Source organism: Pseudomonas sp. C9D1, from assembly GCF_056491235.1.
The window spans coordinates 1350712-1377477 of sequence record NZ_JBSZIE010000001.1; the positions used below are offsets into that span (position 1 = coordinate 1350712).

A 26766-nucleotide genomic window follows, 5' to 3' on the forward strand; every position below is an offset into this window, starting at 1 on the left:
CGAACCTTTTTCTATGTTCAGACCGCTGCCCCTGTATATCGGCGCCCGTTACACGCGCGCCAAGCGTCGCAGTTACTTCGTCTCGTTCATCTCCCTGACTTCCATGATCGGCCTCGCCCTCGGCGTGCTGGTGATGATCCTCGTGCTGTCGGTGATGAACGGCTTCGACCGCGAGATGCGCGAGCGCGTGCTGGGCATGGTGCCCCACGCCACCATCGAATCCGCCACCCCGATCAACGATTGGCAGGCGCTGGCCGACAAGGTCCGTGCGCAGCCGGGCATCGCCGCGGTGGCGCCCTTCACCCAGATGCAGGGCCTGCTGACCAACAACGGCAAGGTGCAGAAGGTGCTGGTCAACGCCGTCGACCCGGTGCTGGAAGGGCAGGTCTCGATCATCGACGACTACTTCAAGCAGGGCGACCTGGCCTCGCTGCGCGCCGGCGAGTTCGGCATCGTCATCGGCGACAAGGCGGCCACCAAGCTCGGCGTCGGCATGGGCGACAAGGTCACCTTCGTGCTGCCGGAAGTGGCGGTCACCCCGGCCGGCGTGTTCCCGCGCATGAAGCGTTTCACCGTGGTCGGCATCTTCCATGTCGGCGCTGGTGAACTGGACGGCGCCCTGGCCGTGGCCAACATCAAGGACACCGCGCGCCTGCACCGCTGGAAGCCCGACCAGGTACAGGGCCTGCGTCTCAAGCTCGACGACCTGTTCCAGGCACCGCGCGTGGCTTGGCAGATCGCCGGGCAGCTGAAGGGCGAGGACTTCTACGCCCGCGACTGGACCCGTACCCACGGCAACCTCTACCAGGCCATCCGCATGGAGAAGACCATGATCGGCCTGCTGCTGCTGCTGATCGTCGCGGTCGCCGCGTTCAACATCATTTCCACCCTGGTCATGGTGGTCACCGACAAGAAGGGCGATATCGCCATTCTCCGTACCCTCGGGGCCACGCCGGGGCAGATCATGGGCATCTTCATGGTCCAGGGCACGGTGATCGGCGTGGTCGGCACCGCCATCGGTTGCGTGCTGGGCATCCTCGCCGCGCTCAACGTCAGCGCCGCCATCTCCTGGCTGGAGGACGTGCTCGGCCACAAGTTCCTCAGCGCCGACGTCTACTTCATCGACTACCTGCCCTCGCAGCTGATGCTGGAGGACGTGGTGCTGGTCTGCGGCGCCGCGCTGGTCCTGAGTTTCTTCGCCACCCTTTACCCGGCCTGGCGTGCTGCGCGCACCCAGCCCGCAGAGGCGCTTCGTTATGAGTGACGTGAAAGATCGCGCGGTGCTGAGCTGCCGCAACCTGGGCAAGAGCTACGAGGAAGGCCCGCAATCGGTGCAGGTGCTTTCCGGCGTTGAGCTGGAGCTGCACCCGGGCGAGCGCATCGCCATCGTCGGCAGCTCCGGCTCGGGCAAGAGCACCCTGCTGAACATGCTCGGCGGGCTCGACACCCCCAGCACCGGCAGCGTCTGGCTGGCGGGGGAGGAGCTGTCCGCCCTCAACGAGAAGGCCCGTGGCCTGCTGCGCAACCGCGCGCTGGGCTTCGTCTACCAGTTCCACCACTTGCTGCCCGAGTTCACTGCGCTGGAAAACGTCTGCATGCCCCTGCTGATCGGCCGCACGCCGATCGCCGAGGCGCGCCAGCGTGCCACCGCGCTGCTGGAGCGCGTCGGCCTCGGCCATCGCCTGTCGCACAAACCGGCTGAGCTGTCCGGTGGCGAGCGCCAGCGCGTGGCCATCGCCCGTGCCCTGGTCAACAACCCGGAGCTGGTGCTGCTCGACGAGCCCACCGGCAACCTCGACAAGCACACCGCCCAGAGCATCCAGGAGCTGATGCTGGAGCTCAGCGGCTCGCTGCGCACCGCCTTCCTGGTGGTGACCCACGACCCGCAACTGGCCCAGCAGATGGACCGGGTGCTGCGCCTGGAAGAAGGCCGGCTGGTGGCTGCCTGACATGTTCAGACCCCTGGCCATCTTCATCGGCGCGCGCTACACCCGCGCGAAACGCCGCAACCACTTCATCTCCTTCATCTCGCTGACCTCGATGATCGGTCTCGCCCTGGGCGTGCTGGCGATGATCGTCGTGCTCTCGGTGATGAACGGGTTCCAGAAGGAGATGAGCTCGCGGATCCTCGGCATGGTGCCCCACGCTACCCTCGCCGCCGAGCAGCCGCTGGACGACTGGCGCAGCGTCGCCGCCACGGCGATGAAGCACCCGGAGGTGACCGGTGCCGTGCCCTTCGCCGAGCTGGAGGGGATGCTCTCCTACAAGGGCATGATGCAGCCGGTGCAGATCAACGGCATCGACCCGGCGGAAGAGCCCAAGGTCTCCATCATCGGCAAGCACATCGTTCAGGGTGCGCTGGCCGACCTGGTGCCCGGCGAGTTCGGCATCGTCGTCGGTGAAATCACTGCGCGCCGCTTCCACCTCAACGTCGGCGACAAGCTGACCCTGATCGTGCCCGAGGTCAGCAACGCACCGGGTGGCATCACCCCGCGCATGCAGCGCCTCAGCGTGGTCGGCGTATTCAAGGTGGGCGCCGAGCTGGACAGCTCCCTGGCGCTGATCAACGTCGCCGACGCCGCCACCATCCAGCGCCTGCAGGAAGGCCAGGTGCAGAGCGTGCGCATCGCCCTGAAGGACCTCTACCAGGCGCCGCGCGTTTCCGCGCAGATCGTCAAGGCGCTGGGCGCGGGCTACCGGTCGGATGACTGGACCCACACCCAGGGCAGCCTGTTCAGTGCGATGAAGATGGAGAAGACCATGATCGGCCTGCTCCTGCTGCTGATCGTCGCGGTGGCGGCGTTCAACATCATCGCCACGCTGATCATGGTGGTGGCCGACAAGCGCGCCGATATCGCCATCCTCCGCACCCTCGGCGCCACTCCCCGGCAGATCATGGCCATCTTCATGGTGCAGGGCAGCGTCATCGGCGCGGTCGGTACCCTGATCGGCACCGGGCTGGGCATCGTCACGGCGCTCAACGTCAGCACCTGGATCGCCGCCCTGGAGCGTGCCAGCGGGCAGCACATCTTCAGTTCCGACGTGTACTTCGTCAGCTACCTGCCGTCTGACCTGCAGGCGGCGGATGTGGTGATGATCTGCGGTGCCGCGCTACTGATGAGCTTCCTCGCCACGCTCTATCCAGCCTGGCGCGCTGCTCAGACCCAGCCGGCGGAAGCGCTGCGCTACGAATAAGCTCGATCCCGCACCACGAAAAACGCCGCTCGAAAGCGGCGTTTTTCATTTCAGGCCCGGAGTGGGCACGGCGGCCAGGGGGCTATTTGAGCCCGGCCTGTTGGCGGCGTTTCTGACGCTTGCGCCAGCTGTGACCGACCCACCAACGCCAGTAGAGCATGGTCAGCATGTAGCCCAGGGCGCCGACGAGGATGCCGCAGACGATGGAGCCCAGCAGGAAGGGCTGCCACAGGGTGGAGAGTTCCTGGGTGATCCAGTGGAAGGTCAGCTCGTCGGGCAGGGTGCGCGGCGGCACGCCCATCAGCCAAGCGCCCATCTTGTAGGTGCAATAGAACACCGGCGGCATGGTGATAGGGTTCGTCAGCCAGACCAGGCCGACGGAGATCGGCAGGTTGGCGCGCACGGTGATCGCCAGCGCCGCTGCCAGCAGCATCTGCAGGGGCATCGGGATGAAGGCGGCGAACAGACCCATGGCCATCGCCCGCGAGACCGAATGGCGGTTGAGATGCCAGAGGTTCGGGTCGTGGATCAGGGCACCGAGGAAGCGCAGCGACTTATGCTCCCTGATCAGGTCCGGGTTCGGCATGTAGCGTTTGAAGAGGCGACGCGGCATGTGGGCTCTCTGGCAGGCTGAAGCGCCGACATTATGCATTCATGGTTATGACACCGCCGGGTCAGTTTGTGTCGATAAATGAATGGAACCGCACCGATCAACGGTCATCGACCGGCGCCGTTGAGCTGAGCCCAGGGAGGGAGCCTTGCCATGACGGGGAGGTTGGTTGCGCTGGCCTGCGGGTTGGCCTCGCTGCGTTTCATGCCGGGGTTGCCGACGGGCGGCTGGCTTCTGGCGGCGGCGGTGCTGGGCGGCGTTCTTCTATTCACACGGCTACGGCTGCCGGGGCTGTTCCTCCTGGGCGGCGCCTGGGCCTGCTTCTTTGCCCAGCAGGCCCTGGATGATCGCCTGGCCATGGCCCTGGATGGCGAGACTCGCTGGCTGCAAGGGCAGGTTGTCGGCCTGCCGCAGCGGGGCGGTGGGGTGGTGCGTTTCGAGTTGGAGGATGCCGTCGCCCCCGGATTGCGCTTGCCGCAGCGCATGCGCCTGTCCTGGTATGGCGGGCCCGAGGTGCGCGGGGGCGAGCGTTGGCGCCTGGCGGTGACCCTGAAGCGCCCCCGGGGCCTGGTGAACCCCCACGCGTTCGACTACGAGGCCTGGTTGCTGGCTCGCCATACTGGCGCCACCGGCTCGGTTAAGGCGGGCGAGCCGCTGCAACGGGGCAGTGGCCCGGCTGCCTGGCGTGACCGCGTGCGCCAGGGCATAGAAAGTGTGCCCGCCCATGGTCGCAACGGCGGTATCGCCGCGCTGGTGCTGGGAGATGGCTCGGGGATCGACAGTGCCGATTGGCAGTTGCTGCTGAACACCGGGACGGTGCACCTGATGGTGATTTCCGGCCAGCACATTGCCTTGCTCGCGGCGGTGCTTTACGGGGCGGTGGCGTTGCTGGCGCGGCTCGGCCTCTGGCCCCGACGCCTGCCCTGGCTGCCCTGTGCCTGTGCGCTGGCCTTCGCCGGGTCGCTGGGTTACGGATTCCTCGCCGGTTTCGACGTACCGGTGCAGCGCTCCTGTCTGATGACCGCCATCGCGCTGCTCTGGCGCCTGCGCTTTCGTCACCTGGGCGTTCTGCGCCCGCTGCTGGTGGCCTTCTGCGTGGTGCTGGCGGCCGATCCGCTGGCGTCCCTGCAGGCGGGGTTCTGGTTGTCCTTCGGGGCCGTGGCATTGCTGGTGCTGATCTTCGCCGGGCGCCTGGGCGTGCCGCCCTGGTGGCGCAGTTGGTGGCGCGCGCAATGGACCATGGGCCTGGCGCTGTCGCCCTTGCTGCTGGCCATGGCGCTGCCCATCAGCCTGAGTGGCCCGCTGGCCAACCTGATTGCGGTGCCCTGGGTCAGCCTGGTTTCGGTGCCGCTGTCTTTATTAGGCACGGCCCTGCAGGGCGTGCCTGGGGTGGGGGCAGGGTTGCTGTGGCTGGCGGGTGGTTCGCTGGAGCTGTTGTTCCGCTTGCTGGGCTGGATAGCGGAATGGATTCCCGCCTGGCAGGCGACCGCCGTTCCCGGCTGGGCCTGGCTGCTGGGCATACTCGGTTGCCTGCTGCTGATCGTGCCGACCGGGATGCCGGTGCGGGCTTTGGGGTTGGCGTTGTTGTTGCCAACGCTGTTTCCGCCGGTGGAGCGCCCGGCCTGGGGGAGGGCGGATATCTGGTTGCTGGATGTGGGGCAGGGGCTGTCGGTGCTGGTGCGCACGCGGGAGCACGCGCTGCTCTACGACGCTGGCGCGCGGCGGGGCGATTTCGACATGGGCGAGCGCGTGGTGCTGCCCAGCCTGCTGGGGCTGGGTGTGCGGCGCCTGGACCAGATGCTCCTCAGCCATGCCGACAACGACCACGCGGGTGGCGCCGGTGCCGTGATGCGTGGCATGCCGGTGGCACGGGTGGTGAGCGGCGAGCCGGAGCGCCTGCCGGCCAGCCTGGGGGCCGAGGCCTGCCGTGACCAGGCCTGGGAATGGGACGGCGTGCGCCTGCGGACCTGGCACTGGGACGCTGCGCGCACGGGCAACGACCGCTCCTGCGTGCTCAGTGTGGAGGCGCGGGGCGAGCGCATTCACTTGACCGGCGATATCGGCGCCCAGGCCGAAGCCGCCTGGATCGCCAGTGGTGAACCCTTGCCCGCCGATTGGCTGCTGGCACCTCACCATGGCAGCGCCAGCTCTTCATCGGCGGCGCTCATTGGCGCGGTGGCTCCCCGTGGTGCGCTGATCACCCGGGGCAGCCACAACGCTTTCGGCCATCCACACTCAACCGTGATCGCCCGTTACCGGGCGGCGGGCGCTGCAATCCACGACACGGCGGAGTCCGGTGCACTGCTGATCCGCCTTGGTGAACGTGACGAGGTGCGTGGACTGCGGACCCAGGCACGTTTCTGGCGGGAAAAATGAGAACGGCGGCGGTCGGCGGGGCCCTGACCCTGTGCTAGAGTTGCGCCACTTTTTTCAAGGGGATTTGCCACCGTGTGGGAGCTGGTCAAAGCAGGCGGCTGGATGATGCTGCCTATCATTCTGAGTTCCATCGCAGCCACCGCCATTATCGTGGAGCGCCTGTGGACGCTTCGCGCCAATCGCATCGCACCGCCGCAATTGCTCGGCCAGGTGTGGCGCATGGTCAAGGACAAGCAGCTCAACGCCCAGAAGCTCAAGGAGCTGCGTGCGTCTTCCCCGCTGGGTGAGATCCTCGCGGCGGGCCTAGCCAACTCCAAGCACGGTCGCGAGATCATGAAGGAGTGCATCGAGGAGGCCGCTTCCCGCGTCATCCACGAACTGGAGCGCTACCTCAACACCCTGGGCACCATCGCCGCGATGGGCCCGCTGTTGGGCCTGCTGGGCACCGTGTTCGGCATGATCGAGATCTTCAGCGGCTTCATGGACAACGGCATGGCCAACGCTCCGGCACTGGCTGGCGGTATTGGCAAGGCTCTGATTACCACTGCAGCGGGCCTGGTGGTCGCTATCCCTGCGGTGTTCTTCCATCGTTTCCTGCTGCGTCGCGTCGACGAGCTGGTGGTGGCCATGGAGCAGGAGGCGATCAAGCTGGTGGAAGTGACCCAGGGCGATCGTGAAGTGGACTTCGCAGAGGAAGGCAAAGCGTGAAGTTCCGTCGCCGTGCGGGCAACGTCGCGCGTGAAGAAGTCTTCCTCAACCTGACTTCGTTCATCGACGTGATCTTCGTGCTGCTGTTGTTCTTCGTGGTCACCACGACCTTCAGCCGCCCGAGCGAGCTGAAGATCGAGCTGCCCGAGGCCGTCAGCGGTACCCCGGCCCAGGCTACCGAGGTGAAGACCCTGGAGCTGTCTATCAGTGCCGACGGGCAGTACGCACTCAATGGCCAGGTACTGGTTAAGAACGACCTGGCGACGCTGATGACGGCCTTGAGCAAGGAGTCCGGTGGCGACAACAGCCTACCGATGATTATCAGCGCCGACGCCAAGACCACCCATCAAACGGTGATCACCGCCATGGATGCGGCCGGCAAGCTGGGCTTCAGCAAGTTGCGCATCACCACCGTCGAGGCCTCGGACAAGCCCTGATGGCCTTCTCCGATCGGCTGTTGGACGCCTGGTACCGGGGCCACCCGGCCCTGGTGCTGCTACGCCCGCTGGAGGCGCTTTACCGTCTGGTGGTGACGCGCAAGCGCGACGCCTTCCTGGCCGGCGAAGGGCCTATCTATCGCGCCCCTGTGCCGGTGATGGTGGTGGGCAACATCACCGTTGGCGGCACCGGCAAGACCCCCATGATTCTCTGGCTCATCGAGCACTGCCGCAGCCTTGGCTTGCGTGTGGGCGTGGTCAGCCGTGGCTACGGTGCCAACCCGCCGAGCCTGCCCTGGCGGGTACGGGCGGAGCAGGGCGCCGACGTCGCCGGTGACGAACCGTTGCTGATCGTGCAGCGTAGCGGTGTGCCGCTGGTCATCGATCCGGATCGCGGGCGTGCGGTCGAGGCGCTGCTGGCCGAGGGGCCGCTCGACCTCGTGCTCAGTGACGACGGCCTGCAGCATTACCGCCTGGCGCGGGATATCGAACTGGTACTGATCGACGCCGCCCGTGGCCTTGGCAACGGCCGCTGCCTGCCGGCGGGTCCCCTGCGCGAGCCGGCGCAGCGCCTGGAAAGCGTCGATGCGGTGCTTTACAACGGTGCCGACTCCGGCCCTGGCGGTGCCCATGGCTTCCGCCTGCAGCCGACCGCGCTGGTCAACCTGCACAGTGGTGAGCGGGTCGCACTCGATCATTTCCCCTCTGGCCAGGCGCTCCATGCTGTGGCCGGCATCGGTAATCCGCAGCGTTTCTTCACCACGCTCGAGGCGCTAAACTGGCGCCCGGTTCCCCATGCCTTCGCCGACCACGCCAGCTTCGGTGCCGCCGAACTGCAGTTCAGCCCGGCACTGCCCCTGGTGATGACCGAGAAGGATGCGGTGAAGTGCCGTGCCTTCGCGGCTGCCGACTGGTGGTACCTGGCCGTCGATGCGGTGCCCACCTTGGGCTTCATCGAATGGCTCGATGCGCGACTGGCACGCCTGTCGGCCGAACGCTCCTAACTCATTCCAGCCGCCCCTTCGGGTGGCGTTCAAGGATACCCATGGACACGAAACTGCTCGATATCCTCGCCTGTCCTCTGTGCAAGGGCACACTCAAGCTCGCCGAAGACAAGAGCGAGCTGGTCTGCAAGGCCGATGCGCTGGCCTTCCCGGTTCGCGAAGGCATCCCGGTGATGCTGGAAAGCGAGGCGCGCACCCTTAACGTCGACGAGCGGCTGGACAAGTAATGGCCCAGGCATTCACCGTCGTCATCCCGGCGCGCTACGCCTCCACGCGCCTGCCCGGCAAGCCGCTGCAGGACATCGCCGGCAAGCCGATGGTCCAGCACGTCTGGGAGCAGGCGCGGCGCAGTTCCGCCGAGCGCGTGGTGGTGGCCACCGACGATGCGCGCATCGTCGAGGCCTGCAAGGGCTTCGGCGCCGAGGTGGTGCTGACCCGGGTCGACCACAATTCCGGTACCGATCGCCTGGCCGAGGTCGCCACCCAGCTCGGGCTGGCCGGCGACGCCATCGTGGTCAATGTGCAGGGCGATGAGCCGCTGATCCCTCCGGCGATCATCGACCAGGTGGCGGCCAACTTGGCGGCTCACCCGGAGGCGGGCATCGCCACCCTCGCCGAGCCGATCCATGACGTGGATGCGCTGTTCAACCCCAATGTGGTCAAGGTGTCGAGCGACACCCAGGGCCTGGCCCTGACCTTCAGCCGTGCACCGCTGCCCTGGGCCCGCGACACCTTCGCCCAGGGGCGTGATGCCTTGCCCGAAGGGGTGCCTTACCGCCGTCATATCGGTATCTACGCCTACCGCGTGCAGTTCCTCCACGACTTCGTCGCCTGGGGCCCGTGCTGGCTGGAGAACACCGAATGCCTGGAGCAGCTGCGTGCGCTCTGGCATGGCGTGCGCATCCACGTAGCCGATGCCCTGGAGGCGCCGGCTGCCGGTGTGGATACCGCTGAAGACCTGGAGCGGGTGCGCCGCTTGCTGGGGGCCTGATGAAGGTCCTGTTCGTCTGCCTGGGCAATATCTGCCGCTCGCCCACCGCCGAGGGCGTACTGCGCCACAAGCTGCGTGAGGCCGGACTGGCGGAGCAGGTCGAGGTCGACTCCGCCGGTACCGGTGATTGGCACGTTGGCAAGGCACCCGACACGCGCACCCGCCAGGCGGCGCTGCGACGTGGCTATGATCTGTCGCTGCTGCGTGCACGCCAGGTGAGCGTGGATGACTTCTCGCGTTTCGACCTGGTGCTGGCGATGGACCACAGCAACCTGCGTGATCTCAAGGGGCTGCGCCGCGATGGCAGCGAGCCGGACCTGTTCCTGCGCCGCTATGGCCTGGTGCCGGAAGAGGTCCCGGACCCCTACTACGGCGGTGAGGAAGGCTTCGAAGAGGTGCTGAGCCTGATTGAGCAGGCCTGTGATGGCCTGGTTGCCGAAATCCGGGGGCGCCTGTGAGCCTGGTCGTTTCCGAAAATGTTTCCCTGAAGCCCTTCAACACCTTTGGTGTGGAGGTGCGTGCGCGCCTGTTTGCCGAGGCGCATGACGACGCCGAGGTGCGTGAGGCGCTGGCTCTGGCGAGCGCACGCGGTATTCCGCTGCAAGTGATCGGCGGGGGCAGCAACCTGTTGCTGACCGCTGATATCGACGCGCTGGTGCTGCGCATGGCCAGCCGTGGCTTGCGTTTGCTGGGCGATGACGGCGAGCAGGTGCTGGTGGAGGCCGAAGCCGGCGAGCCCTGGCACCCGTTCGTGCTCTGGACCTTGGAGCAGAGGCTGGCGGGGCTGGAGAACCTCAGCCTGATTCCCGGCACCGTTGGGGCGGCACCGATGCAGAACATCGGCGCCTACGGGGTGGAGATCAAGGATGTATTCGCCGGGTTGACCGCGATGGACCGCCTGAGTGGCGAGCTGCGTGACTTCAGCCTGGAAGAGTGCGCCTTCGGCTATCGCGACAGCCTGTTCAAGCGTGAGGTCGGCCGCTGGCTGATCCTCAGGGTTCGTTTCAAGTTGAGCCGTGCGCTGAGCTTGCACCTCGACTACGGGCCTGTGCGCCAGCGGCTGCAGGAGCAGGGCGTCGATGCGCCGACGGCGTCGGATGTGAGTCGTGCCATTTGCTCCATCCGCAGCGAGAAGCTTCCGGACCCGGCTCAACTGGGCAATGCAGGCAGCTTCTTCAAGAATCCGCTGGTACCGGCCGAGCTGGGCGAGCGCCTGCGGGGCGAGCACGCGGACCTGGTGGCCTACCCCCAGGCCGATGGCCAGGTGAAGCTGGCCGCAGGCTGGCTGATCGAGCGTGCCGGCTGGAAGGGGTTCCGTGATGGCGATGCGGGTGTTCATCGCCTGCAGGCCCTGGTGCTGGTGAACTATGGTGCGGCTACCGGCCTGCAGCTGCTGGACCTGGCGCAGCGCATCCAGGCCGATGTCGCCGAACGCTTTGGTGTGGTGCTGGAGATGGAGCCCAATCTGCTCTGACATCGCTTGCGCGCAATAGACAAAGGGACGCTCAGGCGTCCCTTTTTCATTTGCGGTGCAGTGAGGGGAGGGGGGCGCAGGTTGCGGTGGACGGTGGGCGGGGCGGGCACTTTTCTCGTGCCAAAGAAAAAGGGATGCCGAGGCATCCCTTGTTCATTGAGGCAGGGCCTTAGACGGTTGGTTTGGACTCGTCCTTGGCTTCTTCCTCTTCCTTCGCTTCGTCAGCGACGGTTGCTTCGGCAGCTTCGGTGCTGGCCTCGGTCACTTCGACCTTGGGCTCTTCCGCAACTTCCTGGGCTTCCACGACAGCTTCAGCAACGGGCTCGGGCTGGGCTTCCACCACCGGCTCAGCGGCGACTTCGACCACGACCGGAGCAGCCTCCTCGACCACCGGGGCTTCTACCACGGGGGCTGCGGCGGCTTCACGTGCAAGACGCTCGGCTTCCTGCTGACGGCGACGTACTTCGCGAGGATCGTTCGGCGCACGGCCACCGGCGCTTACCGGTGCTGCCGCGGGGGCAGGAGCCGGTTCGGCCTCGACAACAGGGGCCACGACCGGAGCCGGTGCTTCCACTTCCACGACCTGGGCAGTCTCGACGGGGGCTTCGACGACGGTTTCGACAACCGGCTCAACGACCACGACGGACACTTCGCTTTCGATCACGGCAGGGGCGCTGGTCTCGATCACTTCGATCGGTTCCTGCTCCTGGGCGACGGCTTCGGCGGCAGGGGCTGCGACCGGGGCTTCGCTGGCGGCGCTTTCGACCTGGGTCGGTTCGCTGCTGGCTTGGCCTTCGATTTGCTCGGCGATGACTTCTGCGGCGACGGCGGTCACGACAACGGCGGCGGGGACGCTGCCATCGACATTGGCCTCTTCGCTGCCTTCCTCGCCTTCTTCGCCTTCGACTTCACGCTGGCGCTCACGGCGGTTGCTGCGGCGACGCTGGCCACGGGAGCGGCGGCGGGGGCGGTCGCCTTCGGCGCCTTCCTGGCCATCGACATCATCCAGCAGCTCTTCGTTGTTCAGCAGTTCTTCTTCACTGGCCTCGGCGGCAACCTGCTCGGGGCGCGGGGCGCGCTCTTCACGGGGCTGGCGCTCTTCGCGCGGCGGACGCTCGCCACGTTCGCGGCGGTTTTCCTGGCCTTCGCGAGGTTCACGTGGCTCGCGCGGCTCACGGGCTTCGCGTGGTGCACGCTCCTCACGGGGTTGACGCTCTTCGCGGGGCTGGCGCTCCTCACGAGACTCGCGCGGTGCGCGCTCTTCGCGGGGTTCACGGGCTTCGCGCGGGGCGCGGTCTTCACGAGGCTGACGCTCTTCGCGCGGCGGACGCTCGCCACGTTCGCGGCGGTTTTCCTGGCCTTCGCGAGGTTCGCGCGGCTCACGGGCTTCGCGAGGTTGACGCTCTTCACGCGGCTTGCGCTCTTCGTCGCGGCGGCCTTCACGGCTGCCGTCACGGCGGCGGTTCTGCTGGCGACCGTTACGGCGCTCGTCGGTGCTGCGGGCCGGACGCTCGCTGGCGCTCTGCTCGGTCGCGACGGGCTGGGCTTCTTCCTTGCCGGCGAACAGGCCTACCAGCGACTTCACCAGGCCTTTGAACAGGCTCGGCTCGGCAGCGGCGACGGCAGCGGTCGGCGGAGCCATCGGGGCCGGAGCGGGGCGCTCGGGGGCCACGGTCTTCACGGCGGCTTCCTGGCGAACCAGGGTGCGGGTGGCGGCGGGCGGCTGCTGCTCTTCGCTCTCGGACGGGGTCATCTCGTAACTGGACTGGCCGTGCATGACTTCCGGGCTGTCATCGCGCAGACGCTGCACTTCGAAGTGCGGGGTCTCCAGATGATCGTTCGGCAGGATCACGATGCGGGCGCGGGTGCGCAGCTCGATCTTGGTGATGCTGTTGCGCTTCTCGTTGAGCAGGAAGGCGGCAACCGGAATCGGTACCTGGGCACGGACTTCGGCGGTGCGGTCCTTCAGGGCTTCTTCTTCGATCAGGCGCAGGATCGCCAGCGACAGGGACTCGACGTCGCGGATGATGCCTTGGCCGTTGCAGCGCGGGCAGACGATGCCGCTGCTCTCGCCCAGGGACGGACGCAGGCGCTGACGGGACATTTCCAGCAGGCCGAAGCGGGAGATACGGCCGACCTGTACGCGGGCGCGGTCGGCTTCCAGGGCTTCGCGGACCTTCTCTTCCACGGCGCGCTGGTTCTTGGCCGGGGTCATGTCGATGAAGTCGATGACGATCAGACCGCCGATATCACGCAGGCGCAGCTGGCGAGCGATCTCTTCGGCCGCTTCCAGGTTGGTCTGCAGGGCGGTTTCTTCGATGTCGCCGCCTTTGGTTGCACGCGCCGAGTTGATGTCGATGGACACCAGGGCTTCGGTCGGGTCGATGACGATGGAACCGCCGGAAGGCAGTTTCACTTCGCGCTGGAAGGCGGTTTCGATCTGGCTCTCGATCTGGAAGCGATTGAACAGCGGAACGCTGTCCTGGTAGAGCTTGATCTTGTTCTGGTACTGCGGCATCACCTGGCGGATGAAGCTCAGGGCTTCTTCCTGGGCTTCGACGCTGTCGACCAGTACTTCGCCGATGTCCTGGCGCAGGTAGTCGCGGATGGCGCGAATGATGACGTTGCTTTCCTGATAGATCAGGAAGGGGGCGCCGCGCTCACCGGAAGCTTCCTTGATGGCGCTCCAGAGTTGCAGCAGGTAGTCGAGGTCCCACTGCAGCTCTTCGCTGGAGCGGCCCAGGCCGGCGGTGCGAACGATCAGGCCCATGTCGGCCGGTGCGTTCAGGCCGTTCAGGGCCTCACGCAGTTCGTTGCGCTCTTCGCCTTCGATACGACGGGAGATGCCGCCCGCGCGCGGGTTGTTCGGCATCAGTACCAGGTAACGGCCGGCGAGGCTGATGAAGGTGGTCAGGGCTGCGCCCTTGTTGCCACGTTCTTCTTTCTCGACCTGGACGATGACTTCCTGGCCTTCGTTGAGCACGTCCTTGATGTTGACGCGCCCCTCGGGGGACTTCTTGAAGTATTCGCGGGAGATTTCTTTCAGCGGCAGGAAGCCGTGGCGATCTGCACCGAAGTCGACGAATGCGGCTTCGAGGCTGGGCTCGATGCGAGTGATGCGGCCTTTGTAGATGTTGGCCTTTTTCTGTTCACGGGCGCCCGACTCGATATCCAGGTCGTACAGGCGTTGGCCGTCGACCAGGGCAACACGCAACTCTTCGGGCTGAGTTGCGTTAATCAGCATTCTTTTCATGTAGTACCGTCGGTTTCCGGGGCTGCCGGAAACGGCGATCGGCACACACGACTCTCGCGGTCGGTGTCAGGTGCGCGTCAGGGGTGGCATGCCACCCCCGTGTCCAGCGACATCAGGCCAGTAGGGCCGGGGTCGCGACGACGTCTCCTGCTTGCTGTTGTCGTAACAGAAGCACGTTGTCAGGAGGAGGAATCAGCCATCGGTAGCGGACGAGATAAAGCGTCTTGATTGAAGCGTTTGCTACGCAGTCCGACGGTTGTGCATCTCCACCCTACACTTGTCCCTTGAAAATCGGGTGCCGCTCGCAGAATCCGTAGCGGGTTGCATTTTACGTGACCGCCCCTGAGGGGTTGGCCGCGCGTCATGGCTCAAGGCGTTTTTCTCCGGATATCCGCGCACTGTGCGGCGAAATATCCTGACGGACGGCCTGACGTCCTGAATGGGTTGCACGTGTCTGGGATGGCAGTTTTGGCGATCATCCGGAGCACGGCCGCTTTTGGCGGCGTTCGCGACTATAGCAGCAATTATTAAGTGCTTCAAATTCATCAAAAATTGCTATGATGCCCGCCATGACTACTCCCTCTTCTCCAACCTCCGGCGTCCAGCTGCTTGAGGTTGCGCCGGAATATGCCGGTCAGCGCATCGACAACTTCCTCCGTACCCAGCTCAAAGGCGTGCCCAAGACCCTGATCTATCGCATTTTGCGCAAGGGCGAGGTGCGGGTGAACAAGGGACGGATCAAGCCTGAGTACAAGCTCCAGGCCGGGGATGTGGTGCGCGTTCCGCCGCTGCGCCTTGCCGAGCGTGATGAAGCTGCGCCCGTCGCCCAGGGGCTGCTGGAGCGGCTCGAGGCCGCCATCGTCTACGAGGACAAGGGGCTGATCGTCCTCAATAAGCCGGCCGGCATTGCCGTGCACGGCGGTAGCGGGCTCAGCTTCGGTGTGATCGAGGCGTTCCGCCAGCTGCGGCCGGATGCCAAGGAGCTGGAGCTGGTGCACCGGCTGGATCGCGACACCTCGGGCCTGCTGATGATCGCGAAGAAGCGCAGCATGCTGCGCCACCTCCACGAAGCCCTGCGCGGCGATGGGGTGGACAAGCGCTACATGGCGCTGGTACGCGGCAATTGGCCGACCTCGAAAAAGAAGGTCAGTGCGCCGCTGCTGAAGAACAATCTGCGTTCCGGTGAGCGCATGGTCGAGGTCAATGACGAGGGCAAGGAGGCGCTGACCGAGTTCCGCGTCCTGCGTCGTTTCGGCGAGTTCGCCACCCTGGTCGAGGCCAGCCCCATCACCGGGCGCACCCACCAGATTCGCGTGCATACCCGCCATGCGGGGCACGCTATCGCGGGCGATCCCAAGTACGGTGACGAAGAGTTTTCCCGCGAAATCCGGGAGCTGGGCGGTAAGCGCCTGTTCCTGCATGCCTATGCGCTGTCCCTGGTGTTGCCTGATGGCACGCCGCTGCGGGTCGAGGCGCCGGTGGATGATATGTGGGAAAAGACCCTGGAGCGCCTCGGTGCCTGACTACCGTCTATTGGTGTTCGATTGGGATGGCACCTTGGTGGACTCCATCTCGCGCATCGTCGAGTCCCTGCGGGTGGCTGCCGAAACCTGCGGGCTGCCGCAGTTGGATGAGTCGGCGCTGAAGGGCATCATCGGCCTCGGTCTGCCCGAGGCGATCCGTGTCCTCTATCCAGAACTCGTCGATCCGTCTTCGGTCGAACGCTACCGTGCGGCTTATGGGGCTCATTACAACCGGCTGGAGGTGCAGCCGTCGGCGCTGTTCCCTGGTGTGCTGGAGGCCCTGGAGGGTTTCCGCAATGAGGGTTACCTGCTGGCGGTCGCTACCGGCAAGAGTCGACGAGGGCTCGATCACGTCCTCTGTGGGCGTGGTTGGCTGGACTACTTCGATATCACCCGTTGCGCCGACGAGACGGCCAGCAAGCCCGATCCGCGAATGCTGCACGAGATACTCGCCCATTGTGGTGTGGAGGCTGGGCGGGCATTGATGGTGGGGGATTCGCCCTTCGATCTGCAGATGGCTCATCGCGCTGGTATGGATTCGGTAGCGGTCGGCTACGGTGCCCAGTCTCTTGATGTCCTGCGTCGCGAATCGCCGAGGTTGGCGATCGAATGTTTCGATGAATTGCGCCACTGGCTCGCCGGTGGTGCGAATACACACTCTATGAAGGTGGATCTGCATGTCGGATGAATGGAAGGCATCGACGCCTGCGGGCAGTGGCGATGACAAGAGCTGGAAGTTGCTCGAAAAGGCGGTGCTGGCCGGGGTTCAGGAGCAGCGTCGATCCCGCCGCTGGGGCATTTTCTTCAAGGTACTGACCTTCCTTTATCTGTTCGTGGCCCTGGCGCTGTTCTCTCCGCTTTTCGATCTGCAGAAAACGGCGGCCCGCGGCGAAAGCCACACTGCGCTGGTCGAGGTGAAAGGCATGATCGCCGATGGCGAGGCTGCCAGCGCCGACAATATCGTCGGCAGCCTGCGTGCGGCCTTCGAGGATACGAAGACCAAGGGCATCGTCCTGCGTATCAACAGCCCGGGTGGCAGTCCGGTCCAGTCCGGCTACATCTATGACGAGATCCGCCGTCTGCGTGGCGAGCATGCGGATATCAAGGTCTATGCGGTGATCACTGATCTCGGTGCTTCGGGCGCGTACTACATCGCCAGTGCGGCCGATGAGATCTATGCCGACAAGGCCAGCCTGGTGGGTTCCATCGGTGTTACGGCGGCGAGCTTCGGCTTCGTCGAGCTGATGGGCAAGCTGGGTGTGGAGCGTCGCGTCTACACCTCGGGCGAGCACAAGGCCTTCCTCGATCCCTTCCAGGCGCAGAAGCCTGATGAGACTGCGTTCTGGCAAGGTGTGCTGGATACCACGCACAAGCAGTTCATCGACAGCGTGAAGAAGGGGCGTGGCGACCGTTTGAAGGTCGAGGGGCATCCCGAGCTGTTCAGTGGCCTGGTGTGGTCGGGCGAGCAGGCCCTGGAGCTGGGGCTGGTGGATAAGCTCGGCAGCACCAGCTACGTGGCGCGCGAGGTCATAGGCGAGAAGGAGATCGTCGACTACACCAAGCAGGAGACGCCTTTCGACCGTTTCGCCAAGAAGCTGGGGGCCAGTGTCGCCGAGCAGCTGGCGCTGTGGATGGGGTTCCAGGGGCCGGCTCTGCGCTGATCCCGTCGCTGCCTATATATAAGGAAGAGCCCGGCTGATGCCGGGCTTTTTCGTTATGGCAGTTCCAGGCCTTCGTCGAGCAGCATGTCGACCAGGCGGATCAGGGGGAGGCCCACCAGGCTGGTGGCGTCTTCGCCCTGGGTGGAGCGGAACAGGCTCACGCCGAGCCCTTCGGCCTTGAAGCTGCCGGCGCAGTCGTAGGGCTGCTCGATGTTCAGGTAGCGCTCGATGGTCGCTTCGCTCAAGGGGCGGAAGTTCACCGTGAAGGGGATGCAGTCCACCTGGCAGCGGCCGCTGCGTGTGTTCAGCAGTGCTAGGCCGGTGAGGAAGGTGACGCTGGTGCCGCTGGCCGCCAGTAGCTGGCTGCGGGCGCGTTCGAACTCCAGGGGCTTGCCGAGTATCTGCTCGCCCAGCACGGCGGCCTGGTCCGAGCCGATGATCAGGTGGCCGGGGTGCAGGTCCGCGAGCGCGCGGGCCTTTTCTTCGGCCAGGCGGCGTACCAGTTGCTCGGCCGACTCGTGTGGATGTCGGGTTTCGTCTATCGCGGGCGCACTCCAGGTGAAGGGCAGGCGAAGGCGTTCAAGAAGCTCGCGGCGGTAGGGCGAGCTGGATGCAAGCACCAGTGGTGGCATGCTGATCTCCCAGTCAGGAAGCGGAAATTCTATAGGCCTTGCCACGCGGCGGACAGGGCGGAATTTGTTTTGACAGGTGACAGGTGCATCCCTAGAATGTCGCGCCTATGTTGAATGGGCCGATTCCACCTCACGTCGATCCGCGCAAGATGGCAGATCGCGGCGTAACCCTCCAGGGTGAGCTGCAGCTCTCCAGTCTTGAGCGACTCTGCGACCCGCTTGCCGATACTGCAGGCATCGTACGCACGAAACTCGTTTTCGGGCGCGATGAGCGCAGGGCAGCGATTATCCGCAGTGAAATCGATGTAGAGGTCAAGATGGTATGCCAGCGTTGTCTGGAGCTGGTCGTACTGCCGATCCACAGCGAGTGTACGTACGCTGTGGTGAAAGAAGGTGCGGACAGCGAGTCACTGCCCAAGGGCTATGACGTGCTGGAAGTGGGTGAGGATCCTCTGGATCTTCTGACTCTGGTCGAGGATGAGCTGTTGCTCGCCTTGCCCATTGTTCCGGCCCATGACCCTGAAGATTGCCAGCAGCCGGAAGGGCTTGATGAGCCCGAGCCGAGTGAGAACGAGGTGACGCGGTCCAACCCGTTCAGTGTATTGGCGCAGTTAAAGCGTGACCCAAACGTTTAGGAGTTAATTAATTATGGCTGTTCAGCAGAACAAAAAATCCCGCTCTGCCCGCGACATGCGTCGTTCCCACGATGCTCTCGAGGCCAACGCCCTGTCCGTCGAGAAGAGCACCGGTGAAGTACACCTGCGTCACCACGTATCCCCGGAAGGCGTATACCGTGGTCGCAAAGTGATCGACAAGGGCGCTGACGAGTAATCCTTGTCCGCTCCGATCATCGCGATTGACGCAATGGGCGGGGACTTCGGTCCCCGTTGCATTGTCCCGGCCAGCATCGCCTGCCTGGCTGAGTTCCCCTCGCTCCACCTCATTCTTGTTGGTCAAGCCCAGCTCCTCGAAGAGTTGATCGCCCGTGAAAGCGGCGTCGATCGTCAGCGGCTGTCCATCGAACATGCATCCGAAGTCATCGGCATGGACGAGCGTCCATCCCAGGCCTTGCGTGGCAAGCCCGACTCCTCCATGCGTATCGCCCTCGACCTGGTCCGTGCCGGTCGTGCCCAGGCCTGCGTGAGCGCCGGCAATACCGGTGCTCTGATGGCGCTTTCCCGTTACATGCTCAAGACCCTGCCGGGCATCGATCGCCCTGCGATGGTCAGCGCCGTGCCCACGGCCAAGGGGCATTGTCATTTGCTGGATCTCGGCGCCAACGTCGATTGCAGTGCCGAGCACCTCTATCAATTCGCTGTAATGGGTTCCGTCGCTGCCGAGGCGCTCGGGCAGGCGCGCCCGCGTATCGCCTTGCTCAACGTCGGCACCGAGGACATCAAGGGCAACCAGCAGGTCAAGCTGGCGTCCAGCCTTCTGCAGCAGGCTGAAGGCCTGAACTACATCGGCTACATAGAGGGTGATGGCCTGTACCGGGGCGAGGCCGATGTGGTGGTGTGCGACGGCTTCGTCGGCAATATCCTGCTCAAGTCCAGCGAAGGCCTGGCCTCGATGATCTCCGCGCGCATCGAAGCGTTGTTCACCGACAGCTTCGGCTCGCGCATGGTCGGTGCCCTGGCGCTGCCGTTGCTGCGCCGCCTGCAGGGGGACCTGACGCCCGCTCGGCACAATGGCGCGAGCTTCCTGGGTCTCCAGGGTATCGTCGTCAAAAGCCATGGGGCCGCCGGTTCCGATGGCTTCCAGAGCGCCATACGGCGCGCCCTCATCGAGATTCGCGAGAACCTTCCCCAGCGCCTGCATGGGCGTCTCGAGGATCTGTTGCTCTAGGATGTGACCGCTGTCTGCGGCTTGTCATCCAACTGTCAGTTCGTTGCGCTTGGCTATGCCCGGCGTTCCTGTACATCGATCAAGGCAAACAAGGGAATAGTTCCGATGTCCGCATCCCTCGCATTCGTTTTCCCCGGTCAAGGCTCCCAGTCCCTGGGCATGCTGGCTGAGCACGGCGCTTCGCAGAAGCTGGTCCTGGATACCTTCGCCGAGGCCTCCGAGGCCCTGGGTTATGACCTCTGGGCACTGACCCAGCAGGGCCCGGAAGAGCAGCTGAACCAGACCGACAAAACCCAGCCGGCCATCCTCACTGCGTCCATCGCACTCTGGCGTCTGTGGCTGGCCGAGGGCGGTGCCCGCCCGGCTTATGTCGCCGGTCACAGCCTGGGTGAATACTCGGCGCTGGTCGCTGCCGGCAGCCTGGGTTTCGCCGATGCGGTGAAGCTGGTGGAGCGTCGTGGCCAGCTCATGCAGCAGGCCGTTCCGGCGGGGCAGGGCGGCATGGCTGCGATCCTCGGCCTGGAAGATGCCGACGTACTGGCCGCCTGCGCCGAAGCTGCGCAAGGTGACGTGGTCAGCGCGGTCAATTTCAACGCCCCGGGCCAGGTAGTGATCGCCGGCAGCGCCGTCGCCGTCGAGCGCGCCATCGAGGCCTGCAAGGCCCGTGGCGCCAAGCGCGCCATGGCGCTGCCGGTCAGCGTGCCGTCCCACTGTGCGCTGATGCGCCCGGCGGCCGAACGCTTCGCCGAGTCGGTCGAAGCCATTGCCTGGCAAGCGCCGCAGATTCCGCTGGTGCAGAACGTCAGTGCCGCCGTCGTGGCTGATCTCGGCTCTCTCAAGGGCGACCTGTTGGCCCAGCTGTACAGCCCGGTCCGCTGGGTGGAGTCCATCGTTCGCCTGTCGGAGCAGGGTGTGACCGAGCTGGTCGAGTGTGGTCCCGGCAAGGTTCTCTCTGGCCTGAACAAGCGCTGCGTGAAAGGCATTGGCACGCACAATCTGGATACCCCCGACGCCTTCGCAGCCGCTCGCGCTGCGCTGGCCTGAGCAAGGAGAAGACTATGAGTCTGCAAGGTAAGGTCGCCCTGGTCACTGGTGCGAGCCGTGGTATCGGCCAGGCCATCGCGCTGGAGCTGGGTCGCATGGGGGCTGTCGTCATCGGCACCGCCACCACCCCGAGCGGTGCCGAGCGTATCGCCGAATACCTCAAGGAAAACGGCGTCGAAGGCGCCGGCCTGGTGCTCGATGTGAGCAATGACGAATCCGTCGCCAGCACCCTCGAACACATCCAGCAGCACCTTGGCCAGCCGCTGATCCTGGTGAACAACGCCGGTATCACCCGCGACAACCTGATGCTGCGCATGAAGGATGACGAGTGGTTCGACGTCATCAACACCAACCTCAACAGCCTCTATCGCCTATCCAAGGCCGTGCTGCGTGGCATGACCAAGGCTCGCTGGGGGCGCATCATCAACATCGGTTCGGTGGTAGGTGCCATGGGCAACGCCGGGCAGGTTAACTACGCCGCCGCCAAGGCCGGCCTGGAAGGCTTCGGTCGGGCCCTGGCCCGCGAAGTCGGCTCCCGCGCCATCACCGTGAACTCGGTGGCGCCCGGTTTCATCGATACCGACATGACCCGTGAACTGCCGGAAGCCCAGCGCGATGCACTGCTGGGGCAGATTCCGCTGGGGCGTCTGGGGCAGGCCGAGGAGATCGCAAAGGTGGTCGCATTCCTCGCATCCGATAGCGCATCCTACGTCACCGGAGCTACTATCCCTGTGAACGGCGGCATGTACATGAGCTGAATGTGACGATTCCCTTCAGGAAACTGTCATAGGAGCTGTCTAAAATCCGGTACATAAGTGCAATTGGGTTATGGACGGGTCCAGACAGGGCCTGGAGGGGTTGGCATCCCGCTTGAAATGCGGAAAACCCTTTCTATACACTGCAGCCCAAGCTGCACGGATTTTTCCATAGGAGTGAAAACAAGGTATGAGCACCATCGAAGAACGCGTCAAGAAAATCGTCGCCGAGCAACTGGGCGTTAAAGAAGACGAAGTAACCAATAGCGCTTCCTTCGTCGAAGACCTGGGCGCCGACTCCCTTGACACCGTTGAGCTGGTGATGGCTCTGGAAGAGGAATTCGAGACCGAGATCCCGGACGAGCAAGCTGAGAAGATCACCACCGTTCAGGAAGCTATCGATTACATCAACGCGCACGCGCAATAAGTAATCGTCGATTCCCGACTCGGAAAAGCCGCACGACCTCCAAGGTCGTGCGGCTTTTCTTTAAGCGTCATCCAACCGCCGTGTAGAAAAAGATAGAGGAGAGCGCTGTGTCGCGTAGACGCGTCGTGATCACTGGCCTGGGCATGCTGTCGCCGCTGGGCAACAACGTCCCGGACAGCTGGCAAGGAATTCTGGCTGGCCGCAGTGGCATCGGCCTGATCGAGCATATGGACCTTTCCGCCTACACCACCCGTTTCGGTGGTTCGGTGAAGGGCTTCGATGTCGAGCAGTACCTGTCCGCCAAGGAAGCTCGCAAGCTCGACCTGTTCATCCAGTACGGCCTCGCTGCCAGCTTCCAGGCTATGCGCGATTCCGGGCTGGAAGTAACCGATGCCAACCGTGAGCGCATCGGCGTTGCCATGGGCTCCGGGATCGGTGGCCTGACCAACATCGAGAACAACTGCAAATCGCTGATCGAGCAGGGGCCGCGGCGTATCTCGCCGTTCTTCGTGCCGGGCTCGATCATCAACATGGTGTCCGGCTTCCTGTCGATCCACCTGGGTATCCAGGGACCGAACTACGCCATCGCCACCGCCTGCACCACCGGCACCCACTGCATCGGCATGGCCGCGCGCAACATCGCCTACGGCGAAGCTGACGTGATGGTCGCCGGTGGCGCCGAGATGGCGGCCTGTGGCCTGGGGCTGGGTGGCTTCGGTGCTGCCCGTGCACTGTCCACCCGCAACGATGACCCGGCTGCAGCCAGCCGCCCCTGGGACCGTGGCCGTGATGGCTTCGTGCTGTCCGACGGCGCCGGTGCGCTGGTCCTCGAAGAGCTGGAGCACGCCAAGGCCCGTGGCGCCACCATCTATGCCGAGCTGGTCGGCTTCGGCATGAGCGGCGACGCCTACCACATGACCTCGCCGCCGGAAGACGGCGCCGGTGCCGCCCGCTGCATGCACAATGCCCTGCGTGATGCCGGCCTGAACGGCGACCAGGTGCAGTACATCAACGCCCATGGCACCTCCACTCCGGCTGGCGACAAGGCTGAAGCAGCGGCGGTGAAGAGCGTGTTCGGCGACCACGCCTACAAGGTTGCGGTGAGCTCCACCAAATCCATGACCGGCCACCTGCTGGGTGCGGCCGGTGCCGTCGAGGCGATCTTCAGCGTGCTGGCGATCCGTGATCAGGTGGCGCCGCCGACCATCAACCTGGACGACCCGGACGAGGGCTGCGACCTCGACTTCGTGCCCCACGAAGCCCGCTCCATGCCGATCGACGTGGTGCTGTCCAACTCCTTCGGCTTTGGTGGCACCAACGGCTCCCTGGTATTCCGTCGGTTCGCCGACTGATGCAGAGCTGGGTCGACGGCCGCCCGGCCGGGTCACTGTCCCTCAAGGACCGTGGCCTGGCCTACGGCGATGGCCTGTTCGAGACCATCGCCGTACGCGGTGGTCGGCCCGGCCTGTTGGAGCGTCACCTCGCGCGCCTTGCCGAAGGCGTGCGGCGTTTGTCCTTCGATCTTGACCTCAACCTCGTGCGTGAGGAGCTGCTGGCGTTCTCTGCCCAGCTCGGTGAGGGCGTTGCCAAGTTGATGGTGACCCGCGGTGATGGCCTGCGCGGCTATGCACTGCCAGGTACGCCGCCACGGCGCATCCTCATGGGCAGCCCCTATCCCGCCTATCCCGAAGGTCACTCCGAGCAGGGCATCGAATTATTCCCCTGCGTCACTCGCCTGGCCGAGCAGCCGTTGCTCGCCGGGCTCAAGCACCTCAACCGGCTGGAACAGGTTCTGGCCCGTGCCGAGTGGCAGGATGCGCGCTTCGCCGAAGGCCTGATGCGCGACGTTTCCGGGCGGGTCATCGAAGGGGTTTTCAGCAACCTCTTCATAGTCCGCGCGGGTGTACTCCTGACCGCCGATCTCGGGCGCAGCGGGGTCGCCGGGGTGATGCGCGCGGAGTTGCTGGAGCAGGCGGCTGACCAGGGCATCGCCACCCAGGTGCGCGACATCGGTTACGAGGAACTGCTCGCGGCCGATGAAGTCTTCCTCTGCAACAGCCTCTACGGCGTCTGGCCCGTGCGCCGCTTCGCGGGTCACGACTGGTCGGTCGGGCCGCTCACCCGTAAACTGCAGGCCCTTGCCCGCGACCTACTGGATAGCTGATTCGTGATACGCAAATTGCTCGTGCTGCTGCAGAGTGGCCTGATCCTCGGCGGCCTCGTGTTCGCGTTTGCCGGTTGGCAGCAGCGTGAAGCCCTGGAGCAGCCACTCGTGCTGACCGAAGAGCAGTTGCTCGACGTGCCGGCCGGCTCGACCCCTGGTGGCTTGCTCAATCGACTGGAAGAGGAGGGGGTCATTCAAGGGGCCTTCTGGCTGCGCCAATACTGGCGCTTCAACCTCGCGGGCCAATCCTTGCACAGCGGCGAATACCGCATGGCGCCGGGGATGAACGCTGCACAACTGCTTGGTCTCTGGCAGCGTGCCGAGGTGGTGCAGTACAGCCTGACCCTGGTGGAGGGTTGGAACTTCCGCCAACTGCGCACGGCCCTGGCCAAGCAGGTGAAGCTGGAACAGACCCTGGCCGACGCCAGCGACGACGAGCTGATGAAGCGCCTTGGCTTGGAGGGCCAGCATCCCGAGGGGCGTTTCTTCCCCGACACCTACCGCTATGTGCGCGGCATGCGTGACATCGACCTGCTCAAGCAGGCGCATCAACGCCTCGAGCAGGTGCTGCAGGACGAATGGGAAAAGCGCGCGGACAAGCTTCCCTATGCCGATCCCTACCAGGCACTGATCATGGCCTCGATGGTGGAGAAGGAAACCGGCGTACCCAGCGAGCGCGGGCAGATCGCCGGCGTCTTCGTGCGGCGCCTGCAGATGGGCATGCTGCTGCAGACCGACCCCACCGTCATCTACGGCCTGGGCGAGCGCTATGCCGGCAGGATCACCCGCGCCCACCTGCGCGAGGCCACGCCTTACAACACCTACGTGATCGCCGGCATGCCGCCGACGCCCATCGCCATGGTCGGGCGTGAGGCCATCCATGCCGCCATGCACCCGGTGGAAGGCAAGAGCCTTTACTTCGTCGCCCGTGGCGACGGCAGCCATGTATTTTCCGAGTCGCTCGCCGCCCACAACCAGGCGGTGCGCGAATATCAGTTGAAGCGACGGGCGGACTACCGGTCCAGCCCCGCGCCCACTACCAACAAGGACACCCCGTGAGCGGTCTGTTCATTACGCTCGAAGGCCCCGAAGGGGCCGGCAAGAGCACCAACCGCGACTTCCTCGCCGAACGCCTGCGCAACCATGGCGTCGATGTAGTGCTGACCCGTGAGCCTGGCGGTACGCCCCTCGCCGAGCGCATCCGCGAGCTGCTGCTGGCACCCAGTGACGAGGCCATGGCCGCCGATACCGAGCTGCTGCTCATGTTCGCCGCCCGTGCCCAGCACATCGCCGGCGTCATCCGCCCGGCCCTGGCCCGTGGCCAGGTGGTGCTCTGTGATCGCTTCACCGATGCCACCTACGCCTACCAGGGCGGTGGTCGCGGGCTCCCGGTGGAGCGCATCGCGCAACTGGAAGCCTTCGTCCAGGGCGAGCTGCGCCCGGACCTGACCCTGGTCTTCGACCTGCCGGTGGACGTCGGCCTCAGTCGCGCTGCTGCCCGTGGCCGCCTGGATCGCTTCGAGCAGGAGGACCGTGGGTTCTTCGAGGCGGTGCGCCAGACCTACCTGCAGCGCGCCGCTGCTGCCCCGCAGCGTTACCACGTACTCGACGCCGCCGCCTCCCTGGTGAGCGTGCAGGAGGCCCTGGAGGCCTTGCTGCCCGAACTGCTGGAGCGTTGCCGTGGCTGAAGCCTATCCCTGGCAGGAATCCCTCTGGCAGCACCTGGCCGGTCGGCCGCGTCACGCCCATGCCTATCTGCTGCACGGGCCCGCCGGTATCGGCAAGCGCGCCCTGGCCGAGCGCCTGATGGCGCGTCTGCTGTGCCAGAAGCCCCAGGGCCTGGATGCCTGCGGGCAGTGCAAGTCCTGCTACCTGCTGGCCGCCGGCACCCACCCGGATAACTTCGTGCTGGAGCCGGAAGAAGCGGACAAGGCGATCAAGGTCGATCAGGTTCGTGAGCTGGTTGGCTTCGTCGTGCAAACGGCGCAGCTTGGCGGGCGCAAGGTGGTGCTTCTGGAGCCGGCCGAGGCCATGAACCTGAACTCCGCCAACGCCTTGCTGAAAAGCCTTGAGGAGCCGTCGGGCGACACCGTGCTGTTGCTCATCAGCCACCAGCCCAGCCGCCTCCTGCCCACCATCAAGAGCCGTTGCGTACAGCAGGCCTGCCCGTTGCCGGGTGAGGCCGACAGCCTGGCCTGGCTCGCGCGCGCACTGCCGGATACCGACGAACAGATCCGCCGTGACCTGCTGGTGCTGGCGGGTGGTTCGCCGCTTACCGCCCAGCGTCTGCATGGGCAGGCCGTGCTCGAGCAGCGCGCCCAGGTGGTGGATGGGGTGAAGAAACTGATCAAGCAACAGGTGGGGGCGAGCGCACTGGCCGAAGGCTGGAACGCGGTGCCGCTGATCCTGTTGTTCGACTGGTTCTGCGACTGGGCGCAACTGATGCTGCGCTACCAGCTGACCCATGACGAGCAAGGCCTGGGCCTGGCCGATATGCGCAAGGTGGTCCAGTACCTCGCCGACAAGGCGCCCCAGCACAAGGTGCTGGCGTTCCAGGACTGGTTGCTGCAGCAGCGGCAGAAGGTGCTCGGCAAGGCCAACCTCAACCGTGTCTTGCTTCTCGAAGCCTTGCTGGTGCAGTGGGCAAGCCTGCCCGGACCGGGCTAG

General features: G+C 65.2%; 28 protein-coding genes. 25 read left to right on the forward strand and 3 right to left on the reverse strand.

The window, feature by feature from the left end:
- Window positions 1–13 precede the first annotated feature (13 nt).
- Genes ACXI0U_RS06275 through ACXI0U_RS06285 form a run of 3 tightly spaced genes read left to right on the forward strand, consistent with a single transcriptional unit; the run spans window position 14 to window position 3195 of the window.
- The gene (locus ACXI0U_RS06275) at window positions 14–1264 is read left to right on the forward strand and encodes a lipoprotein-releasing ABC transporter permease subunit (RefSeq protein WP_021219514.1); all 1251 of its coding nucleotides are present in this window, start codon (window positions 14–16) and stop codon (window positions 1262–1264) included.
- A gap of 1 nt (window position 1265) precedes the next feature.
- Window positions 1266–1949: a lipoprotein-releasing ABC transporter ATP-binding protein LolD gene (gene lolD, locus ACXI0U_RS06280; protein WP_162164733.1), complete on the forward strand. Its 684-nt coding sequence runs from the start codon at window positions 1266–1268 to the stop codon at window positions 1947–1949.
- 1 nt (window position 1950) lies between these two features.
- Window positions 1951–3195: a lipoprotein-releasing ABC transporter permease subunit gene (locus ACXI0U_RS06285; protein WP_316925227.1), complete on the forward strand. Its 1245-nt coding sequence runs from the start codon at window positions 1951–1953 to the stop codon at window positions 3193–3195.
- An 82-nt stretch (window positions 3196–3277) separates the two neighbouring features.
- On the opposite strand, the gene ACXI0U_RS06290 is transcribed toward ACXI0U_RS06285, so the two are convergent.
- Entirely contained in the window at window positions 3278–3808 is a 531-nt protein-coding gene (locus ACXI0U_RS06290) for a DUF2062 domain-containing protein (RefSeq protein WP_021219511.1), read from the reverse strand.
- Window positions 3809–3958: 150 nt separating this feature from the next.
- Here ACXI0U_RS06290 and ACXI0U_RS06295 point away from each other — a divergent pair, with 150 nt between their 5' ends.
- The 8 genes from ACXI0U_RS06295 (at window position 3959) to murB (ending at window position 10795) form a co-directional block, all read left to right on the forward strand.
- Window positions 3959–6181 (forward strand): DNA internalization-related competence protein ComEC/Rec2, encoded by a 2223-nt coding sequence (locus ACXI0U_RS06295; RefSeq protein ID WP_479549898.1) that lies wholly within the window; start codon window positions 3959–3961, stop codon window positions 6179–6181.
- A gap of 72 nt (window positions 6182–6253) precedes the next feature.
- On the forward strand, window positions 6254–6889 hold the full coding sequence (locus tag ACXI0U_RS06300; RefSeq protein ID WP_031287691.1) for a MotA/TolQ/ExbB proton channel family protein: 636 nt from the start codon (window positions 6254–6256) through the stop codon (window positions 6887–6889).
- Window positions 6886–7326, forward strand: a complete 441-nt coding sequence (locus ACXI0U_RS06305; protein ID WP_021219508.1) for an ExbD/TolR family protein — start codon at window positions 6886–6888, stop codon at window positions 7324–7326. Before ACXI0U_RS06300 ends, ACXI0U_RS06305 begins: the two co-directional genes overlap by 4 nt.
- Window positions 7326–8330 carry a tetraacyldisaccharide 4'-kinase gene (gene lpxK, locus ACXI0U_RS06310; RefSeq protein WP_043244265.1) on the forward strand — a complete coding sequence of 335 codons (1005 nt, stop codon included), beginning with the start codon at window positions 7326–7328 and terminating at the stop codon, window positions 8328–8330. Before ACXI0U_RS06305 ends, lpxK begins: the two co-directional genes overlap by 1 nt.
- 41 nt (window positions 8331–8371) lie before the next feature.
- The gene (locus tag ACXI0U_RS06315) at window positions 8372–8557 is read left to right on the forward strand and encodes a Trm112 family protein (RefSeq protein WP_021219506.1); all 186 of its coding nucleotides are present in this window, start codon (window positions 8372–8374) and stop codon (window positions 8555–8557) included.
- Window positions 8557–9321, forward strand: coding sequence for a 3-deoxy-manno-octulosonate cytidylyltransferase (gene kdsB / locus ACXI0U_RS06320; protein WP_479549899.1), 765 nt, complete (start codon window positions 8557–8559; stop codon window positions 9319–9321). Before ACXI0U_RS06315 ends, kdsB begins: the two co-directional genes overlap by 1 nt.
- Window positions 9321–9779 carry a low molecular weight protein-tyrosine-phosphatase gene (locus ACXI0U_RS06325; protein ID WP_479549900.1) on the forward strand — a complete coding sequence of 153 codons (459 nt, stop codon included), beginning with the start codon at window positions 9321–9323 and terminating at the stop codon, window positions 9777–9779. The genes kdsB and ACXI0U_RS06325 overlap by 1 nt, the downstream gene beginning before the upstream one ends.
- On the forward strand, window positions 9776–10795 hold the full coding sequence (gene murB / locus ACXI0U_RS06330; RefSeq protein WP_479549901.1) for a UDP-N-acetylmuramate dehydrogenase: 1020 nt from the start codon (window positions 9776–9778) through the stop codon (window positions 10793–10795). Before ACXI0U_RS06325 ends, murB begins: the two co-directional genes overlap by 4 nt.
- 169 nt (window positions 10796–10964) lie before the next feature.
- On the opposite strand, the gene rne is transcribed toward murB, so the two are convergent.
- A complete protein-coding gene (rne, locus tag ACXI0U_RS06335; protein ID WP_479549902.1) occupies window positions 10965–14048 on the reverse strand; it encodes a ribonuclease E in 3084 nt (1027 codons plus the stop codon).
- Between the two features lie 569 nt (window positions 14049–14617).
- Between rne and rluC the strand changes: the two genes are divergently transcribed.
- Genes rluC through sppA form a run of 3 tightly spaced genes read left to right on the forward strand, consistent with a single transcriptional unit; the run spans window position 14618 to window position 17232 of the window.
- The gene (gene rluC, locus ACXI0U_RS06340) at window positions 14618–15571 is read left to right on the forward strand and encodes a 23S rRNA pseudouridine(955/2504/2580) synthase RluC (protein ID WP_021217616.1); all 954 of its coding nucleotides are present in this window, start codon (window positions 14618–14620) and stop codon (window positions 15569–15571) included.
- Window positions 15564–16259: an HAD-IA family hydrolase gene (locus ACXI0U_RS06345; RefSeq protein ID WP_271660512.1), complete on the forward strand. Its 696-nt coding sequence runs from the start codon at window positions 15564–15566 to the stop codon at window positions 16257–16259. Before rluC ends, ACXI0U_RS06345 begins: the two co-directional genes overlap by 8 nt.
- Window positions 16249–17232, forward strand: a complete 984-nt coding sequence (gene sppA, locus ACXI0U_RS06350; RefSeq protein ID WP_021217614.1) for a signal peptide peptidase SppA — start codon at window positions 16249–16251, stop codon at window positions 17230–17232. The genes ACXI0U_RS06345 and sppA overlap by 11 nt, the downstream gene beginning before the upstream one ends.
- Before the next feature lie 53 nt (window positions 17233–17285).
- On the opposite strand, the gene ACXI0U_RS06355 is transcribed toward sppA, so the two are convergent.
- On the reverse strand, window positions 17286–17864 hold the full coding sequence (locus tag ACXI0U_RS06355) for a Maf family protein (protein WP_021217613.1): 579 nt from the start codon (window positions 17862–17864) through the stop codon (window positions 17286–17288).
- A gap of 107 nt (window positions 17865–17971) precedes the next feature.
- Here ACXI0U_RS06355 and ACXI0U_RS06360 point away from each other — a divergent pair, with 107 nt between their 5' ends.
- The 11 genes from ACXI0U_RS06360 (at window position 17972) to ACXI0U_RS06410 (ending at window position 26766) form a co-directional block, all read left to right on the forward strand.
- Complete coding sequence (locus ACXI0U_RS06360) at window positions 17972–18499, forward strand: YceD family protein (RefSeq protein ID WP_021217612.1); 528 nt, start codon at window positions 17972–17974, stop codon at window positions 18497–18499.
- Window positions 18500–18512: 13 nt separating this feature from the next.
- On the forward strand, window positions 18513–18695 hold the full coding sequence (rpmF, locus tag ACXI0U_RS06365; protein WP_013791824.1) for a 50S ribosomal protein L32: 183 nt from the start codon (window positions 18513–18515) through the stop codon (window positions 18693–18695).
- A 3-nt stretch (window positions 18696–18698) separates the two neighbouring features.
- On the forward strand, window positions 18699–19709 hold the full coding sequence (gene plsX, locus ACXI0U_RS06370; RefSeq protein WP_081672074.1) for a phosphate acyltransferase PlsX: 1011 nt from the start codon (window positions 18699–18701) through the stop codon (window positions 19707–19709).
- Window positions 19710–19814: 105 nt separating this feature from the next.
- The gene (gene fabD, locus ACXI0U_RS06375) at window positions 19815–20753 is read left to right on the forward strand and encodes an ACP S-malonyltransferase (protein ID WP_184489251.1); all 939 of its coding nucleotides are present in this window, start codon (window positions 19815–19817) and stop codon (window positions 20751–20753) included.
- Between the two features lie 14 nt (window positions 20754–20767).
- Entirely contained in the window at window positions 20768–21511 is a 744-nt protein-coding gene (gene fabG, locus ACXI0U_RS06380) for a 3-oxoacyl-ACP reductase FabG (protein WP_021217609.1), read from the forward strand.
- 187 nt (window positions 21512–21698) lie between these two features.
- A complete protein-coding gene (acpP, locus tag ACXI0U_RS06385) occupies window positions 21699–21935 on the forward strand; it encodes an acyl carrier protein (RefSeq protein ID WP_016493661.1) in 237 nt (78 codons plus the stop codon).
- Window positions 21936–22042: 107 nt separating this feature from the next.
- Window positions 22043–23287, forward strand: a complete 1245-nt coding sequence (gene fabF / locus ACXI0U_RS06390) for a beta-ketoacyl-ACP synthase II (RefSeq protein WP_031287073.1) — start codon at window positions 22043–22045, stop codon at window positions 23285–23287.
- Window positions 23287–24099, forward strand: a complete 813-nt coding sequence (gene pabC, locus ACXI0U_RS06395; protein WP_374980359.1) for an aminodeoxychorismate lyase — start codon at window positions 23287–23289, stop codon at window positions 24097–24099. Before fabF ends, pabC begins: the two co-directional genes overlap by 1 nt.
- A 3-nt stretch (window positions 24100–24102) precedes the next feature.
- A complete protein-coding gene (gene mltG, locus ACXI0U_RS06400) occupies window positions 24103–25158 on the forward strand; it encodes an endolytic transglycosylase MltG (protein WP_479549903.1) in 1056 nt (351 codons plus the stop codon).
- Window positions 25155–25787 carry a dTMP kinase gene (gene tmk, locus ACXI0U_RS06405; RefSeq protein ID WP_479549904.1) on the forward strand — a complete coding sequence of 211 codons (633 nt, stop codon included), beginning with the start codon at window positions 25155–25157 and terminating at the stop codon, window positions 25785–25787. The genes mltG and tmk overlap by 4 nt, the downstream gene beginning before the upstream one ends.
- The gene (locus ACXI0U_RS06410; RefSeq protein WP_184489255.1) at window positions 25780–26766 is read left to right on the forward strand and encodes a DNA polymerase III subunit delta'; all 987 of its coding nucleotides are present in this window, start codon (window positions 25780–25782) and stop codon (window positions 26764–26766) included. Before tmk ends, ACXI0U_RS06410 begins: the two co-directional genes overlap by 8 nt.